We start from the raw sequence: 14,768 nt of genomic DNA on the forward strand, positions 1-14,768 counted from the left end.
CGTGTACCTCTCCGGCCTGTTCGTGCTGCTCGTCGCCGCCGGCGTCGTGCCCGTCGTGCTCGCCCCCGCGGCGGGGCTCGATGCGGCGTGGGCGGCGCTCGCGTGGATCGGGCTGTGCCTCGTCCTCGCCACCGTCGACGTCATAGCCGCCGGACCGCTGCGCACCGTTGAGATCGAGCGTCGCATCCCCTCACGCGCGCGGGCGGGCGAGCCCGTCGAGACGAGCATCCTGTTGCGCAATCCTGGAGCCCGCGGCATCCGTGGTCTCCTTCGCGACGGCTGGCAGCCGACCGCCGGTGCCGGCGACGCGCGCGCCGCCGTCGACCTTCCTGCGGGTGAGCGGAGAGCTGTCGCCATGCCGCTCCTCCCCCGGCGCCGGGGCGAGCTGCGCTCGGCGTTCGTCGCGCTGCGCAGCCGCGGCCCGCTGGGGCTCGCGGGGCGGCAGCGGGTGATCGCGGCACCGGGTGCGCTGCGCGTGCTGCCCCCGTTCGCCTCGCGTCGGCATCTGCCGTCGCGGCTCGCCCGGCTGCGCGAGCTCGACGGCAACACGAGCGTCCAGGTGCGCGGGCGCGGCACGGAGTTCGACAGCCTGCGCGAATACGTGCGGGGTGACGACGTCCGCTCCATCGACTGGCGTGCGACCGCCCGCGCCGGGACGACGATGCTGCGCACCTGGCGTCCGGAACGCGATCGACACGTCGTGATCGTCATCGACACGGGCCGCACCAGCGCATCGCGCGTGGGTGACGGTGTCCGTCTGGATGCCGCGATGGAGTCGGCGCTGCTGCTCAGCGCCCTCGCCCAACGTGCCGGCGACCATGTCCATCTGCTCATGTTCGACCGTGCTCGGCGCGCGCGGGTCACCGGCATCGACGGCCCGCGGTTGCTGCCTGCCCTCGTGGACGCGATGGCACCGGTCGAGCCGACGCTCATCGACACCGACTGGAACGCCGTCCTCACGGAGGTGCGTGCGCTGACGTCGCGGCCCTCTCTCGTGGTGCTGCTGACCGCGCAGGACGCCCCCGATGCCGCCCGGGGTTTCCTCGGAGCCCTGCCATCGTTGACGGAGCGCGCCACCGTTCTCGTCGGGTCGGCACAGGATGCACCCGAGGCTGCGCCGGCTGAGCGTACCGCCGAGGACGTCTACCGCGAAGCCGCGATCGCGCACGCCACGCGTGATTCGGAGTCGGTCGCGGCGGCGATCCGTCGCGCCGGCGGCGCCGCCCTCAGCGCGACGCCCGACGTGCTGCCCCCCGCGATCGCCGACCACTACCTCGCACTGAAGGCCGCCGGCCGCCTCTGACCCAACCCGCAGCCGTGCTCTACCCGTGCCCGCGTTGCAGCGTCCCTTTCACCTGGCAGCTCGCGCCCTCTCGCGCCTCAAGTTTGGGCACCAACTGCCAACCCAAACCCGCAGCCCCGCCCCACCCCGGGCCCCGCGTTGCGGCATCCCTTTCACCTGGCAGCTCGCGCCCCTACACGCCCCAGGTCGGGGCCCCAACTGCCAACCCAAACCCGCAGCCCCTGCTCACGTGGCAACTCGCGCCCCCTTCCGAGCCGGGTTTGGGCACCAACTGCCAACCCAAACCCGCAGCCCCGCCCCACCCCGGGCCCCGCGTTGCAGCATCCCCTTCACCTGGCAGCTCGCGCCCTCTCGAGCCTCAAGTTTGGGCACCAACTGCCAACCCAAACCCGCAGCCCCTGCTCACCTGGCAGCTCGCGCCCCTACGAGACCCAGGTTGGGGCCCCAACTGCCAACCCGAACCCGAACCCGAACCAGCGCGAGCAGCGACGACGAAGGCCCGCCCCGGGGAATCGGGACGGGCCTTCGCAGGGATGCTGCGGGTCAGCGCAGGTCGAAGCGGTCGAGCTCGGTGACCTTGGTCCAGGCGGCGACGAAGTCGCGCACGAACTTCTCGCTCGCGTCATCCGAGGCGTACACCTCGGCGATGGCGCGCAACTCCGAGTTGGAGCTGAACAGCAGGTCGACGCGCGTGCCGATGCCGATCTCCGAACCGTCGGCGTTCACGCCGCGGAAGGCGTGCGAGCCGGGGTCGAGCGGCTTCCAGGTGGCGCCGAGGTCGAGCAGCTTCACGAACACGTCGTTCGTCAGCACGCCCGGACGCTCGGTGAACACGCCGAACGACGATCCGTCGTAGTTCGCTCCCAGGGCGCGAAGGCCACCGACGAGCACGGTCATCTCGGGAGCGCTCAGCGTCAGCAGGTTCGCCTTGTCGATCAGGTGGTGCTCCGCCGGCAGGAACGCGTTCGGGCCGTAGTAGTTGCGGAACCCGTCGGCGACCGGCTCGAGGTGGCTGAACGACAGCTCGTCGGTCTGCTCCGCGGTGGCGTCGGTGCGTCCGGGACGGAAGGGAACCGTCACCTCGACGCCGCCGTCGCGGGCGGCCTTCTCGACACCGGCGTTGCCCGCCAGCACGAGGAGGTCGGCCAGCGAGACCTTCTTGCCGTCGGCACGGCCGTCGTTGAACGACGCCTGCACGCTCTCGAGCACGCCGAGCACGCGCTGCAGCTGGGCCGGGTTGTTGGCCTCCCAGTCCTTCTGCGGGGCGAGACGGATGCGGGCGCCGTTGACGCCGCCGCGCTTGTCGCTGCCTCGGAACGTCGAGGCCGCGGCCCACGTCGTCGAGACGAGCTCGCTCACGGTCAGGTCGGTCGCGAGGATGCGCGCCTTGAGGTCGGCGGCATCCGCGTCATCGATCAGCTCGTGGTCGACGGCGGGCAGCGGGTCCTGCCAGATGAGCTCCTCCTGCGGCACCTCGGGTCCGAGGTAGCGGGCGATGGGGCCCATGTCGCGGTGCGTGAGCTTGAACCAGGCGCGGGCGAACGCGTCGCCGAAGGCCACCGGGTCGTCCTTGAAGCGACGCGAGACCTCGTCGTAGGCGGGGTCCATGCGCAGCGCGAGGTCGCTCGTGAGCATGCGCGGCTCGCGGCGGCCGTCGGAGTGCGCGAGCGGCACCATGTCGGCACCGGCACCGTTGACGGGACGCCACTGGTGTCCGCCGCCGGGGCTGCGCATGAGCTCCCAGTCGTAGGCGTAGAGGATGTGGAAGAACTCGTTGTCCCAGCGGGTGGGGTGATACGTCCAGGTGACCTCGAGGCCCGACGTGATCGTGTCGTCGCCGTGGCCGGTGCCGAAGTTGTTCTTCCAGCCCAGGCCCTGCATCTCGACGCCCGCGGCCTCGGGGTTGTCCTCGAGGTTCGAGTCGGGGGCCGCGCCGTGGGTCTTGCCGAAGGTGTGGCCACCGGCGATGAGGGCGACGGTCTCCTCGTCGTTCATGCCCATGCGGCCGAACGTCTCACGGATGTCGCGGGCCGACTTCAGCGGGTCGGGCTCGCCGTTCGGACCCTCGGGGTTGACGTAGATGAGGCCCATCTGCACGGCGGCGAGGGGCTTCTCGAGGTCACGGTCGCCGGAGTAGCGCTCGTCGGCGAGCCACGTCGTCTCGGGGCCCCAGTACACGTCGTCGTCCGGCTCCCAGACGTCGGGACGGCCGCCGGCGTAGCCGAAGGTCGAGAAGCCCATGGACTCCAGCGCGACGTTGCCGGCGAGGATCATGAGGTCAGCCCACGAGATCGACTGGCCGTACTTCTTCTTGACGGGCCACAGCAGGCGCCGAGCCTTGTCGAGGTTGACGTTGTCGGGCCAGCTGTTCAGGGGGGCGAAGCGCTGCTGGCCGGCCCCACCGCCGCCGCGGCCGTCGGTGACGCGGTACGTGCCGGCCGAGTGCCAGGCCATACGGATCATGAGCGGGCCGTAGTGACCGAAGTCGGCCGGCCACCAGTCCTGCGACGTGGTCAGGACCTCTTCGATGTCCTTCTTCACGGCGGCGAGGTCGAGCGACTCGAACGCGGCCTTGTAGTCGAAGTCCTCACCGACGGGGTTGGCCACGGCGGGGTTCTTCTTCAGGATGCGCAGGTTGAGCTGGTTCGGCCACCAGACGTGGTTGGCGTTGCCGACCGTCGGGTGAGGCTGTCCGCCGTGCGATCCGTGGCCGTGCCCCTGTCCCTGCTCGCCGCCGTGGATGACGGGGCAGCCGCCGGCGTCGTTGGAACGCGGCCGGGTCTCGCCGTCGGCGCGCTCGTCTTCGGGTGTGTCGATGGGGGTGACCGCCTGGTCGGTGTCGGTCACGTCCTCGCCGATGGGCGCGGACTGCTGGTCGCGATCGCTCATGGGGATCCTTCCGTTGGGGGTTTTCGGGAGAGAGAGAAGATCAGGATGCTGCCGGGGGCGCGGATGCGGCGCACGCCGCACACCGACCCCAGTAGGTCACCTCGGCCGAGGCGACCTCGAACCCGTGGTCGTCGGACGGGTGCAGGCACGGCGTGTGCCCGACGGCGCAGTCGACGTCTTCGACCCGGCCGCACTCGGTGCACACGAGGTGGTGGTGGTTGTCGCCGACGCGCAGCTCGAACAGCATGGAGCGGCCGGCGGGCTCGATGCGCCGAGCGAGACCGGCGTCGGCGAAGTCGTTGAGGGCGTTGTACACCGACTGCCGACTGGTCTGCGGCATCCGCTGGACGACGGCCGCATAGACCTCGTCGGCACTGGCGTGGGGGCTCGCATGCAGAGCGTCGTAGACGGCGGAGCGGGACTCGGTCACACGCAGACCGAAGGCGCGGATGGCCTCGGGAGCGGTCGCGATCGTCATGCCCCGATCGTATCCGGCATTTTTGATCAGATCAAATTAAGCCGCGGTGAACGCGCTCGTCAGCCCGCGACGAGACGCGGGGTGCCGGCCTCGTATTCGGTGAGGTCACCGGTCTCGCCCCGCCGCGCCGCGATGCGGCCCAGGCCCAGCATGTATGCGAGGAACACGGCGAGGGCCAGTGCACCGATGCCGATCTTGATCGGCCACGGCCAGGGCTGACGCGTCACGAAGCCCTCGACGAGCCCGGAGAGCGCGAGGGCGAGGATCAGTCCGATCGCCACCGTCGCGAGGGATCTGCCGGCGGCTGCGAGCGCCTCGCCGCGGCTGCGCCGCCCGGGCGCGACCCACGCCCAGAAGATGTGCAGACCCGTCGCCCCGGCCACGAAGATGCAGGTGAGCTCGAGCAGGCCGTGCGGTGCGATGTGCAGCAGGAAGACGTCGCCGCGGTCGAACGAGATGAGGATCGCCGCTGCCTGACCGATGCTGACGGCGTTCTGCATGAGCACCATGACCGGCCACAGGCCGGTGATCCCGAACAGCACGCATTGGGCGGCGATCCACGCATTGTTCGTCCACACGGTTCCCGCGAACACCGCGGCGGGGTTCTCGCTGTAATAGGCGGTGAAGTCGTTCTCGGCATACTGCTCGAGCTGCGCCTGCGAGCCGAGGGCGGCGACCGCGGCCGGATCGCCCGAGACCCAGAAGGCGACGAGGGCACTGATCACGACGAAGCCGACGGCGACCGCCAGCGTGGTCCAGCGCACGCGGTACAGCGCGGCCGGCAGCTGCTGCAGGAAGAAGCGGGGCAGCTGCCGGAGCACGTTCTCGGGGGCTCCGGTCAGCCGCAGACGTGCGCGCGACAGGATCATCGAGAGCCGATCGCCCTCGACGCTGCGACCCGCCGAGGTCTTGATGTCGGCGAGATCGGCCGACGCCGCGCGATAGCGGGTGACCAGTTCGTCGACCTCGTCGCTCGACAAGCGGCGGGCGCGGCCGAGCGCGTCGAGCCGATCCCATTCGGCGCGACGCGCGGCGACGAGGGCGTCGAGGTCCATTTGCTTAACTGTACCCATGACCACGCCCGCTCCCCCGGTGCAGATCGCCCAGGACGAGATCCTCACCGGCGAGGCGGTCGCACTCGACGTTCAGCCCCTCGGCTTCTTCCTCCGCGCGCTCGGAGCTCTCATCGACGTCCTCTGCGGCGTCGCGCTGCTGCTGCTGTCCTACTTCGTCGGAGGCTTCGTTGTCGGGGGCCTCGGCCTCGAGAACCTGTCCGGAATCCTCGTCGTCTCGGCGCTCGTCCTCGTGCTCGTCGTCATCCCGACGGCGATCGAGACGCTCACGCGCGGCCGCAGCCTCGGGAAGCTGGCGGTCGGCGGTCGCATCGTCCGCACCGACGGTGGCGCCACCGGATTCCGACAGGCCTTCATCCGCGCCCTCGTCGGTGTGCTGGAGATCTGGTTCACCTTCGGCGCACTCGCGGGGATCGTCGCGACGTTCACCCCGCGATCGACCCGCCTCGGCGACATGGTCGCGGGAACGTACTGCGAACGCACGCGCGCGCCCCGCCTCCCGACCCCCGCCGGGCCCGTCCCCGGTCAGCTGCAGGAATGGGCGGAGGTGGCCGATGTGGGAAGACTGCCCGACCGCATCGCCCGACGGGCGACTCAGTTCGCACGCTCGGCCGAGGGCATGGAACCGGGGGCGCGCTCGCGCTCGGCGGCGATGATCGCCGCCGAGATCGCACCTTTCGTCTCACCCCTGCCGCACTCGGACCCGGAGACGCTCGTGCGAGCGGTCGTGGCGGTGCGACGCGACCGCGAGTACGCCGCGATCATGCGAACCGACGAGCGCGCAGCGGCGCTCGTCGGCGCGGCCCAGGGGACGCCGCGCGGATTCCCGGTCAGACCCGCAGGGTCTCGTGCCGGATGACGACCCAGCCCTTGGGCACCGACAGGCGCTCGGTGTGGATGGCGCAGAGGTCGTGCGCGTGCGGGTCCGTTCCGCCGCCGAGCGGACCCAGGGCGGCCATCTGGTCGCCGTAGTCGAAGGTGAGGGTCGTCACGGCCTCGCGGGCGCAGCCCACCTTCGAACACAGTCTCTCGCGCATCGCATCCACGGTAACGCCGTGTACCCCGTACGTCCGGATGCCGCGCCGAGCCTCCGCCCCTCGCGGCATAGGATGGCCTCATGATCCGGCGTCGTTCCCGACCCGTCCCGCCGCGGCGGAACCGGCCGTCGCGGCACGGCCGTCATGGCCGCGATGACCGGAGCCCCGTCGTGCGGCCGCCACTCCCTCCCCTCGAGACGCGCTCCGAGCGATTCGATCTGTCGGTGGGCACCGCTGCTGAGTTCCTGCGCAGCGCCTGGCCCGAGCTGCGGGAGGTCCGCTTCGAGGTCGCCGGGATGCCCGCGGCGAGCGACGAAGACGGCATCCCTCGCTGGCAGGTCTTCGCCGCCGAGAAACGGATCGTGCTGTACCGCCTGCCGATAGAGCGCTTGAACCGACTGCACCGGAACGACGACCTGCACCGCCGGATGATGGTCGAGAGCTGCGTCTTCCGCGCTGCGGCCGAGTACCTCGATCGCGACCCGTGGGATCTCGGGCCCGATCGCTTCCGCTTCCTCTGACCGACGCCTAGGGATAGACGGTGAGTTCGGCCGCCGCTGCGGCGGAACCGGCCACCGGGTAGGTTCCGAGCTGTCCGTCGCCCGAGAAGCCGATGGAACCGCGGATGCCGCCGGCCCCGGGATCGATCCGGTAGATCGTTCCGGCTTCGACCTCGATCGTCCGCGACTGCCCGGCGGCGAGTTCGACCGTCCGGGGCGTTCCGCCGCTCACCGGCGTCACCGTGGCGATGGTCTCGCGGTCGGCCGTCAGCGTGAGCGTCGGCCCGGGGGCCGGCGCGACGGCGACGAGAGTGGGGGCCTCGACGAGCGGCGCTGCCACCGCCCAGGCGAAGTCGGCAGGGGCCGCCAGGTCGGTCGATGTCCATGCCGCCGCCACGAGAGGCGCATCCGCGGTCGCGGTCACCGTGTAGTCGCCGACGGGCATCCCCGTCACCTCGAGCTCGACCGGTCGGCCAGCCGTGAGGGCGATGTCATCCTGCTGGGACACCACACCGCCGTCCGCGACGGAACGCACCGTGACGCTCGCGCCTGCGTCGGCCGCTGTGGCCATCAGGCGCACCGAGAGCCCTCCGGCCGAAGCGCCGGAGTCGGGTGCGACCGTCACGTTCACGGCCGGGATCACCTGCTGGGGAGCGGGGAGCGCGCTCGCACCGATCTGGTCCACTCCGCCCGCGATGAGCGTGCGGGTCAGTGTCGACTGCAGCGAGGCCCGGACGGGGGCGCCTTGGGCCGTGACCTGCACGACCGGGCTCTGCTCGCCGCGACGGAGAGCCGCGAGGGGGATGGCCCGCTGCGAGCGAGCCCCGACGACGATGCCTTGGCCCGCGACGGGTTCCTGCATACCGTCGGCGCCGAACACGCGGAGGTCGACGGTCGCGGCGACATCGCCCGGGTTCGTCAGGAGGACCAGGTCGCTGGCGCCCGTCGCCGCCGATCCGCCGACCAGCCACGACTCCATCGCGGGACGCGTGCATGCCGAGACGGCGAGTCCGCGCAGGTCGGCCTCGTCGAGCGATGCGGCCGACGCCGCGCCGAGATCCGTCGGACGACCTCCCGTCGGCTCTGCCGAGAAGGCCGCCGGCGGCGCGCCGTCGTCGGCGCGGTCGGGAGCAGCGAGGGTGTACTCGGTGGGTTCGGCCCCGTCGGCAGCCGCGACGACGGTCGACGACGCGGCGCTGGTGATCGCGCTCGCGGCCGTCGCGTCACGGCCGAGCGCGAGCAGGGGCCCGTCGCACGCCGCGACCGAGCGCGCCGCCTCGGGCACAACGTCGAGCGACATCGGCTCGCGCGTGAGGGTCGGCCACGGCGCGGCAGCGGCAGCGATCACGCCGCCGCCGATGACGACAGCGGTCACGGCTCCCGCCGCGAGACGGGTCACGAGTGCAGTTCGCGTGGTCATCGGTCCCTCCTGCGGAGCGCGCGTATCCCCACGAGACGCGGAGCGGCCCGAGATGCCGATCGGCTGCCCCGCGTGGGCAGGGCCAGCAGCAGGGCGATGGCGAACACCGCGGCGATGCCGCTCCACGCTGCGGCGGCGAATGCGCGCGCGGATGCCGGCGCGTCCGCCCGGGGAGCCACCTCACCGGACAGGCGCCACAGCTCGCCCTTGTCCGTCGAGCCGACGGCGTCCAAGCCGTCGCGGCTGCCCAGCGCCGTCGCCGCCGCGAGGCGTGTGCTGCGGGCCGCCGCGGATTCGTCGTCGCCGTTCGACGCGAGCAGGATGAACGCGACACCGTGGTCGCGCAGCTCGCCTACGACGTCGTTCGCGGTATCGGCGACGAGGTCGGCGGCGACCTGCGCCGCTTCCCGATCGGCATCGGTCAGCTCCGTGCGCGCGGTGACGAGTGAGGACTGGCCGCCGAGGGTCGCGCTGCCGCCCCAGACGACATCGACCGCGACACCGTCGTCGGTGGGAGTCAGCACGATGGTTCCGAGTCCCGGCGTGTTCGCCCCCTCGGCCGCCACGAATGCGGGAAGGGTGCTCGTCTCGCCGCGACCGACGGCCGCGGCATCCCGCGCGTGAGCGGTCAGCGTCGGGACGGCTGCGACGACCAGACCGGCGACGGCGATCGCGGCGGCGACCGTCCGGACCGCTCGAACCGGCACCACGCTGTCGAGCGTCAACAGCGCCGCGCCGACGACTCCGATCCACGCGAGGCTGAGGGCGGCGCCCGGCCAGAGCGGGATCGCGGTCGTCCCGTCGATGGCGACTGCCAGGCCTGCCGCGGCGAAGGCGGTCGCGACTCCGAGACCCGCGACGGTCAGGAGCACGATTCCGACGAAGCGACGCGTCGACGCGGCAGCGGCGAGCGCGAGCGCGAGCAGAGGCGCGGTGAACAGCAGCAACCACCACACCGGGCCGGAGGCTCCCGTGAAGGCCGCCCACCCCGCATCCGCAGGGAACCCGGCGGCGAACAGGAATCTCCCGACGACATCATCGGCGAATCGCGGGCCGCTCCACGGCACCCCCGGGTCGGCCAGCAGCGACCACGGGTCTCCGGCGCGGAGCCGCGCGAGAACGAGCGGTGCCGACAGCGCGAGCGACGGGAGGATGATCCACAGCCACCGGAACGCCGCGCGCCGGCCCCGGAGCACCATCGACAGCACGACGGCGAAGACCCAGATGATCACGACGGGAGCGGACAGAACCGGGGAGCAGGCCAAGACGACGGCGAGGAGGATCGAAGCCGTACCTGCATTGCCCCACGAACGGTGAGCGCCGGCAGCGGTGAACGCCAGCCACGGCAGCACGAGGTGGACGATGACGGATGCCGGGCGCCCGTCGACCAGTGCCACGAGGAACATCGGCGCCAGTGCCCAGATCGCGGCACCGACAATGCGCAGCGCCGCACGCTCGGTGACGCGCGTGGCAGCGAACCATCCGCCGAGCACCGCGAGCGGGAGGGCGAGGAGCCACAGCACCACGAGCGCGCGCGACGGGTCCGTCGGCGAGAACGATGCGAGCACAGCGAGAACGGCGCTGAACGGGTCAGCGGGGCCGACCGCTTCCCACCCGAGCGGTCGTTGCGCACCCGTCGCCTCGGACCAGGCGCGGGCCGCGTTGGCGGCGAGCGGAGCGAGGGCTCCGCCGCCGATGGAGGGCCAGCTCAATGCCGCGGGCATCGCCGCGATCGAGACGACGAGGGCTGCGAGGACTGCCCACGCACCACCGCCGGAGAAGAAGCCGAGCTCGGTCCGACGCGGACCGTCGCCGGCGGGCTGATCCTCGATGAGACGCTGCCGCATGACCCGTGAGCTGACTCGCAGCGACGCCAGTTGCGACCAGGATGCGCGCCGGTGACGAGCGATCCGACGTCGGGCGCGGGCGACGGCACGCAACCGGACCAGCACGGTCACGGCGGCCGACCATTCCGGGCCGATCCGCGCGGGACGTTTGCCGACGAGGTCGACGACGCTGCGCCAGAGCGCCAGTGGCAGGAGCGTGAGCCAGTGCAGTACGACGACGGGCGGCGGGGCGTAAACCAATCGCCGATGCAGCTGCGCGACGCGTGCGGCATGCGTGACGCGGGCGCGGGCGCCCGTGGTCCGCGGTGCTGGGGGGCCGGCCACGCCGTCGTGCGCGACGGCGATGCGCGCCCCGGGCGCGAGGACCACGCGGCCGCCGGCCAGACGCACACGCACGCCGAGATCGAGCCCCTCGTCGGCACCGGCGAGGGCATCGTCGAGCCCGTCGAGCTCCCGCCACGCCGCGGTGTGGACGAGGATGCCGCGCACATCACCGCCGAGGACGTCGTCCGTACCGTCGTGTTGGCCCTGGTCGTGCTCACCGTCAGCGAGACCGACCGCAGCGCCGAACCTCGTCATCGAGCGTCCCAGCGAGACGATGCGCGTGTTGTCATCCCACTCGACGAGCTTCGGAATGGCGATCGCGACGGACGGCGCCGTCTCGAGGGCGGCGGCCAGCCGCTGCAGCGCCTGCGGCTCGGGCGCGACGTCCTGCGCCAGCAGCCACACCGCGTCACCGTCGAGACGTCGTGACGCCAGCCGGAGCGCGGCAGCGAAGCCCGTTCGGGACGGCGCGGCGATCACCACCTCGGCACCCGACTCCTCCGCGAGAGCGCGCAGACGGTCGTCGCCGCCGCACAGCACGATCGTCAATGCGTCGACGGCGCGCGTCTGATCGCGCAGCGCGGCGAGCGTGCGCGTGAGATGGAAGGCCGCCGGTGCGCGTCCATCGGGACGCACGACCAGGAGCGCATGAACACGGGCGGGCATGACGGAGCAAGCCTAGGTGGCGATTCTGAGCGAGCTCGACAGCGGCGAGGCGGTTCGCCGATATCAGCGACCCCGGCCGCCGGAGCTCGTCAGACTGCGCGACGCTTCAGCTTGCGGCGCTCGCGCTCGCTGAGGCCGCCCCAGATGCCGAAGCGCTCGTCGTTCTGCAGGGCGTACTCGAGGCATTCCCCGCGGACGTCGCACGACGTGCAGATGCGCTTGGCGTCGCGGGTCGAGCCGCCCTTCTCGGGGAAGAACGCCTCGGGGTCGGTCTGCGCGCAGAGCGCGTCGGTCTGCCAGGCGAGCGCATTGTCGTCACCGTCGGTGTCGACGCGGCGAACACCGGGCACGCCCAGGTTGACCGGATCGACGAACCAGTTGTCGGGAACGCCCGAACGGTATGCCGTCATATCGTGTCCCCTCCTCGCCGGCCGGCACGCGAGCCGCGTGTCTCGCATTAATTACACCCGTGTGATTCCTCTGGGTCAAGTCGCGGATCGTAAACCCTCAAGCCCATGTTTAAGCTTCGCGACGCTCCATCGGCGTGTCGCGACTCGCTAGGCGCCGGGCTGCGCGACGAATGCCTCCCCCGCGCCGCCGATCGCGACGGACGCCGCCGCGACGACGGCCGCCGTGCCGGGCACGAGCTCCACGCGCTTACCGTCCGCTTCGACGACGACGTCGCCGCGGGTCGCGAGGACGATCGCCGTGCCGGCGAGCGCGATCTCGGTGACCGCCTCGAAGGTCGTCTCGACGCGCGCGAGACGGAAGTCCGGCACGCCGACGTCATAGCCGAACACCCCGGGAGCGACCTCGATGGGCTCGACGATCGGCGCGGGACCGCTGTCGGTGCTGACGATCTGCAGCAGCTCCGTCACGTCGACGTGCTTGGGCGTGAGGCCACCGCGGAGCACGTTGTCGCTGGCGGCCATCAGTTCGACTCCGAGGCCCTCCTGATAAGCGTGGAGCACACCCGCCGGCGCGAAGAGCGCCTCGCCTCGTCGCAGCTCGACGAGATTCATGAGGGTCGCCACGATGAGCCCCGGGTCGCCAGGGAATGCACCCGCGATCTCGCTGAGCACGGCCGTCTCGGCGGCGAAGTCCGAGTCCGAGCGGCCCGCCCCCACGGATCGATCGAGCGCAGCGGCGAGGTCGGTCACGACATCCGATGCCTCGCCGGAGAGCGCCCATCCGATGACGCGGCGGAGCGCCGCAGACTCGTCCTCGGCGTCGGTCGGCGTGAGCGCAGCGGCCAACGCGACGACGCCCGCACGTTCACCCAGAGCGGCGAGCAGGCGCTGGGTGTCGGCGATCGGCCGCAATCCGACCAGCGCGCGGAACGATTCCGAGAGGGCGACGATGATCTCGGGCTTGTGATTCTCGTCGCGGTAGAGGCGGTCCCCGGCATCCCGCGGGATGCCCGCCGCCTCTTCGCGCGCGAATCCCACGGCTGCCTGCTCTCGGGAAGGGTGCGCTTGGATCGACAGCGATGTCGCCGCCGCGAGGATCTTCAGCAGGTAGGGAAGCGGCTCGAGCCCAGCCTCGGACAGGGCGAGGTCAAGCGGGCGTCCCGTGCCGTCGTCGACGCGCGACGGGCTGCCCGGATGATCACCGAACCAGATCTCCGCTTCGGGCTCCCCCGACGGCTCGCGACCCTGCAGCTCGGCGATGAGCGTCTGGGAGCCCCATGCGTAGTCTCTGGCGATGTTCGAGATCGGAATCAGCACGAGCCCAGCCTAGAGCGCGGGCACCGTCGGATCGGGTGCCGGACGCGCCGCCGCGATAGCCTGTCTGCACCATGGCCGTCTACTCACGCCACCCCGTCTCGGCGCCTCCCGCGGCGCCCGCGCGAGAGACCACCGGGCATCTCCTCCTGCGGGCGTGGTGCGTCTTCGTCATCGCCGCGTCGATGGCCGGCACGAGCTGGCTGATGGCGTTCGGCCCGGCGGTCGCAGGCGTCGTCGTCGTCGCGACCGGACTCGTGTCGACGGTCCTCTGGGTCTCTCTGCGGCCGCGGGTGCAGTGGCGCCGCCTGCCGTGGTTCGCGCTGGCCTACGTCGCGTGGGCCGTGATGTCGATGCTGTGGTCCGCGTGGCTGGGTGCCACCGAGCTCACGCTGCTGCTGCTCGTATCGACGACCGTGCAGGCGATGTTCGTCGGCGCGGTGCTGACCTGGCGCGAGATCCTGCGCGCGGTCGCGGCGGCGCTCAAGTGGATGCTGGCCCTGTCGATCATGTTCGAACTGTGGGTCGCCCTCATCTGGCGGGGTGACATCCTCCCGGGCTTCGTCCGACCGGATGCCGACTACGCCGGCCACCCCATCACCCTCTGGTCACGCGACAACCTCTTCAACGGCGGCCGCCTGCAGGGGATCTTCGGCAACGCCAACCCCCTCGCCTACATCGCCCTCCTGGCGATCATCGTCTTCATCGTGCGAATGGCATCGGGCGCGCCGCGCAGGTTCCTGCTCGGGCTCTGGACGGCGCTCGCTGTCTCCCTCTTCTGGCGGGCGGCCTCGGCCACCGCGCTCCTGTGCGCCATCGCTGTGGCGGTCGTGCTCGTGACGATCCTGCTGATGCGCACCGCGCGCCGCCCCGGCGAGCGCACGCGTTTCTACGTCATGTACCTCGTCGTCGCCGGCCTCGGCGGCGCCGTCGTGGGGCTCGCGCGCGACACGGTGTTCGATCTGCTCGGCCGCTCGTCCGATCTGACGGGACGTCAGCGGATCTGGGACGCCGTCGGCGAGCGCATCGCCGAGCGGCCGCTGATCGGGTGGGGCTACTCGACCCCCTGGGTTCCGTCGGACCCGGCGTTCGACGGCTGGATCGTCGACCACGGCGTCAGCGTCATGCAGGCGCACAACATGTGGCTCGACGTCGCGCTCCAGCTCGGCTTCATCGGCGTCGCTCTCATCGCGCTCGCCCTGCTGGCGTTCGTCTGGCGGTCCTGGTTCTTCGCCGTCGATCGGCCCCGGTGGGACCTCGTGGCCGATCGCCCGTATACGGCTCTGACGCTCGTTCCCTCCCTCGTCGCGACCATCCTGCTCGTCCAGGGGCTCGCCGAGTCGGCACCGCTGCTGAACTGGGGATGGTTCCTCATCATCCTGTTCGCGTTCAAGATCAAGCAGGCCCCGCTCGTCGGGCGCGGTCCGGCCGAGCAACGTCTCGACGCGGAGCAGGGCGACCGCCTTCCCGAGCAGCCGGAGGCGCTCCGGGGTACGTGATGGCTCTC

12 protein-coding genes are annotated in these 14,768 nt (G+C 71.6%); 4 read left to right on the top strand and 8 right to left on the bottom strand.

All coding sequences use genetic code 11. From position 1 onward, the window contains the following. The first annotated feature begins 1 nt into the window (after position 1). Positions 2–1,303, top strand: a complete 1,302-nt coding sequence (locus P6897_RS12275) for a DUF58 domain-containing protein (protein ID WP_274178863.1) — start codon at positions 2–4, stop codon at positions 1,301–1,303. Positions 1,304–1,846: 543 nt separating this feature from the next. Here the strand turns inward: P6897_RS12275 and katG are convergent. The 3 genes from katG to P6897_RS12290 are packed head-to-tail and all read right to left on the bottom strand — an operon-like array spanning position 1,847 to position 5,725. Further along, on the bottom strand, positions 1,847–4,192 hold the full coding sequence (gene katG / locus P6897_RS12280) for a catalase/peroxidase HPI (RefSeq protein WP_274178864.1): 2,346 nt from the start codon (positions 4,190–4,192) through the stop codon (positions 1,847–1,849). A gap of 40 nt (positions 4,193–4,232) precedes the next feature. Continuing rightward, entirely contained in the window at positions 4,233–4,670 is a 438-nt protein-coding gene (locus P6897_RS12285; RefSeq protein WP_274178865.1) for a Fur family transcriptional regulator, read from the bottom strand. A gap of 59 nt (positions 4,671–4,729) precedes the next feature. Further along, positions 4,730–5,725, bottom strand: a complete 996-nt coding sequence (locus P6897_RS12290; RefSeq protein ID WP_274178866.1) for a stage II sporulation protein M — start codon at positions 5,723–5,725, stop codon at positions 4,730–4,732. A 16-nt stretch (positions 5,726–5,741) separates the two neighbouring features. Here P6897_RS12290 and P6897_RS12295 point away from each other — a divergent pair, with 16 nt between their 5' ends. Beyond that, on the top strand, positions 5,742–6,602 hold the full coding sequence (locus P6897_RS12295; protein ID WP_274178867.1) for an RDD family protein: 861 nt from the start codon (positions 5,742–5,744) through the stop codon (positions 6,600–6,602). On the opposite strand, the gene P6897_RS12300 is transcribed toward P6897_RS12295, so the two are convergent. Continuing rightward, positions 6,574–6,780, bottom strand: coding sequence for a DUF3499 family protein (locus tag P6897_RS12300; protein ID WP_036305938.1), 207 nt, complete (start codon positions 6,778–6,780; stop codon positions 6,574–6,576). The two genes, P6897_RS12295 and P6897_RS12300, sit on opposite strands and share 29 nt — an antisense overlap. Positions 6,781–6,860: 80 nt before the next feature. On the opposite strand from P6897_RS12300, the gene P6897_RS12305 reads away from it, so the two are divergent. Then, complete coding sequence (locus tag P6897_RS12305; RefSeq protein ID WP_023955399.1) at positions 6,861–7,301, top strand: metallopeptidase family protein; 441 nt, start codon at positions 6,861–6,863, stop codon at positions 7,299–7,301. Between the two features lie 7 nt (positions 7,302–7,308). On the opposite strand, the gene P6897_RS12310 is transcribed toward P6897_RS12305, so the two are convergent. From P6897_RS12310 to manA, 4 genes are all read right to left on the bottom strand, one after another. Next, entirely contained in the window at positions 7,309–8,700 is a 1,392-nt protein-coding gene (locus P6897_RS12310) for a DUF5719 family protein (RefSeq protein WP_282501351.1), read from the bottom strand. Beyond that, positions 8,697–11,537, bottom strand: coding sequence for a glycosyltransferase (locus P6897_RS12315; RefSeq protein WP_282501352.1), 2,841 nt, complete (start codon positions 11,535–11,537; stop codon positions 8,697–8,699). The genes P6897_RS12310 and P6897_RS12315 overlap by 4 nt, the downstream gene beginning before the upstream one ends. 89 nt (positions 11,538–11,626) lie before the next feature. Continuing rightward, a complete protein-coding gene (locus P6897_RS12320) occupies positions 11,627–11,947 on the bottom strand; it encodes a WhiB family transcriptional regulator (RefSeq protein WP_023955405.1) in 321 nt (106 codons plus the stop codon). A 147-nt stretch (positions 11,948–12,094) separates the two neighbouring features. Then, entirely contained in the window at positions 12,095–13,264 is a 1,170-nt protein-coding gene (manA, locus tag P6897_RS12325; protein WP_282501353.1) for a mannose-6-phosphate isomerase, class I, read from the bottom strand. 71 nt (positions 13,265–13,335) lie between these two features. Here manA and P6897_RS12330 point away from each other — a divergent pair, with 71 nt between their 5' ends. Continuing rightward, positions 13,336–14,760 carry an O-antigen ligase family protein gene (locus P6897_RS12330; RefSeq protein ID WP_282501354.1) on the top strand — a complete coding sequence of 475 codons (1,425 nt, stop codon included), beginning with the start codon at positions 13,336–13,338 and terminating at the stop codon, positions 14,758–14,760. The last annotated feature ends 8 nt before the right edge of the window (positions 14,761–14,768 follow it).

The sequence above is a fragment of the Microbacterium sp. BDGP8 genome (assembly GCF_029991045.1).
Classification (GTDB): domain Bacteria; phylum Actinomycetota; class Actinomycetes; order Actinomycetales; family Microbacteriaceae; genus Microbacterium; species Microbacterium plantarum.

Coding starts and splice junctions, on each gene's coding strand:
- katG (WP_274178864.1), bottom strand. CDS start 4,192: ATGAGCGATCGCGACCAGCAGTCCGCGCCCATCGGCGAGGACGTGACC.
- P6897_RS12295 (WP_274178867.1), top strand. CDS start 5,742: ATGACCACGCCCGCTCCCCCGGTGCAGATCGCCCAGGACGAGATCCTC.
- P6897_RS12330 (WP_282501354.1), top strand. CDS start 13,336: ATGGCCGTCTACTCACGCCACCCCGTCTCGGCGCCTCCCGCGGCGCCC.
- P6897_RS12310 (WP_282501351.1), bottom strand. CDS start 8,700: ATGACCACGCGAACTGCACTCGTGACCCGTCTCGCGGCGGGAGCCGTG.
- P6897_RS12290 (WP_274178866.1), bottom strand. CDS start 5,725: ATGGACCTCGACGCCCTCGTCGCCGCGCGTCGCGCCGAATGGGATCGG.
- P6897_RS12305 (WP_023955399.1), top strand. CDS start 6,861: ATGATCCGGCGTCGTTCCCGACCCGTCCCGCCGCGGCGGAACCGGCCG.
- P6897_RS12300 (WP_036305938.1), bottom strand. CDS start 6,780: ATGCGCGAGAGACTGTGTTCGAAGGTGGGCTGCGCCCGCGAGGCCGTG.
- P6897_RS12315 (WP_282501352.1), bottom strand. CDS start 11,537: ATGCCCGCCCGTGTTCATGCGCTCCTGGTCGTGCGTCCCGATGGACGC.
- P6897_RS12320 (WP_023955405.1), bottom strand. CDS start 11,947: ATGACGGCATACCGTTCGGGCGTTCCCGACAACTGGTTCGTCGATCCG.
- P6897_RS12285 (WP_274178865.1), bottom strand. CDS start 4,670: ATGACGATCGCGACCGCTCCCGAGGCCATCCGCGCCTTCGGTCTGCGT.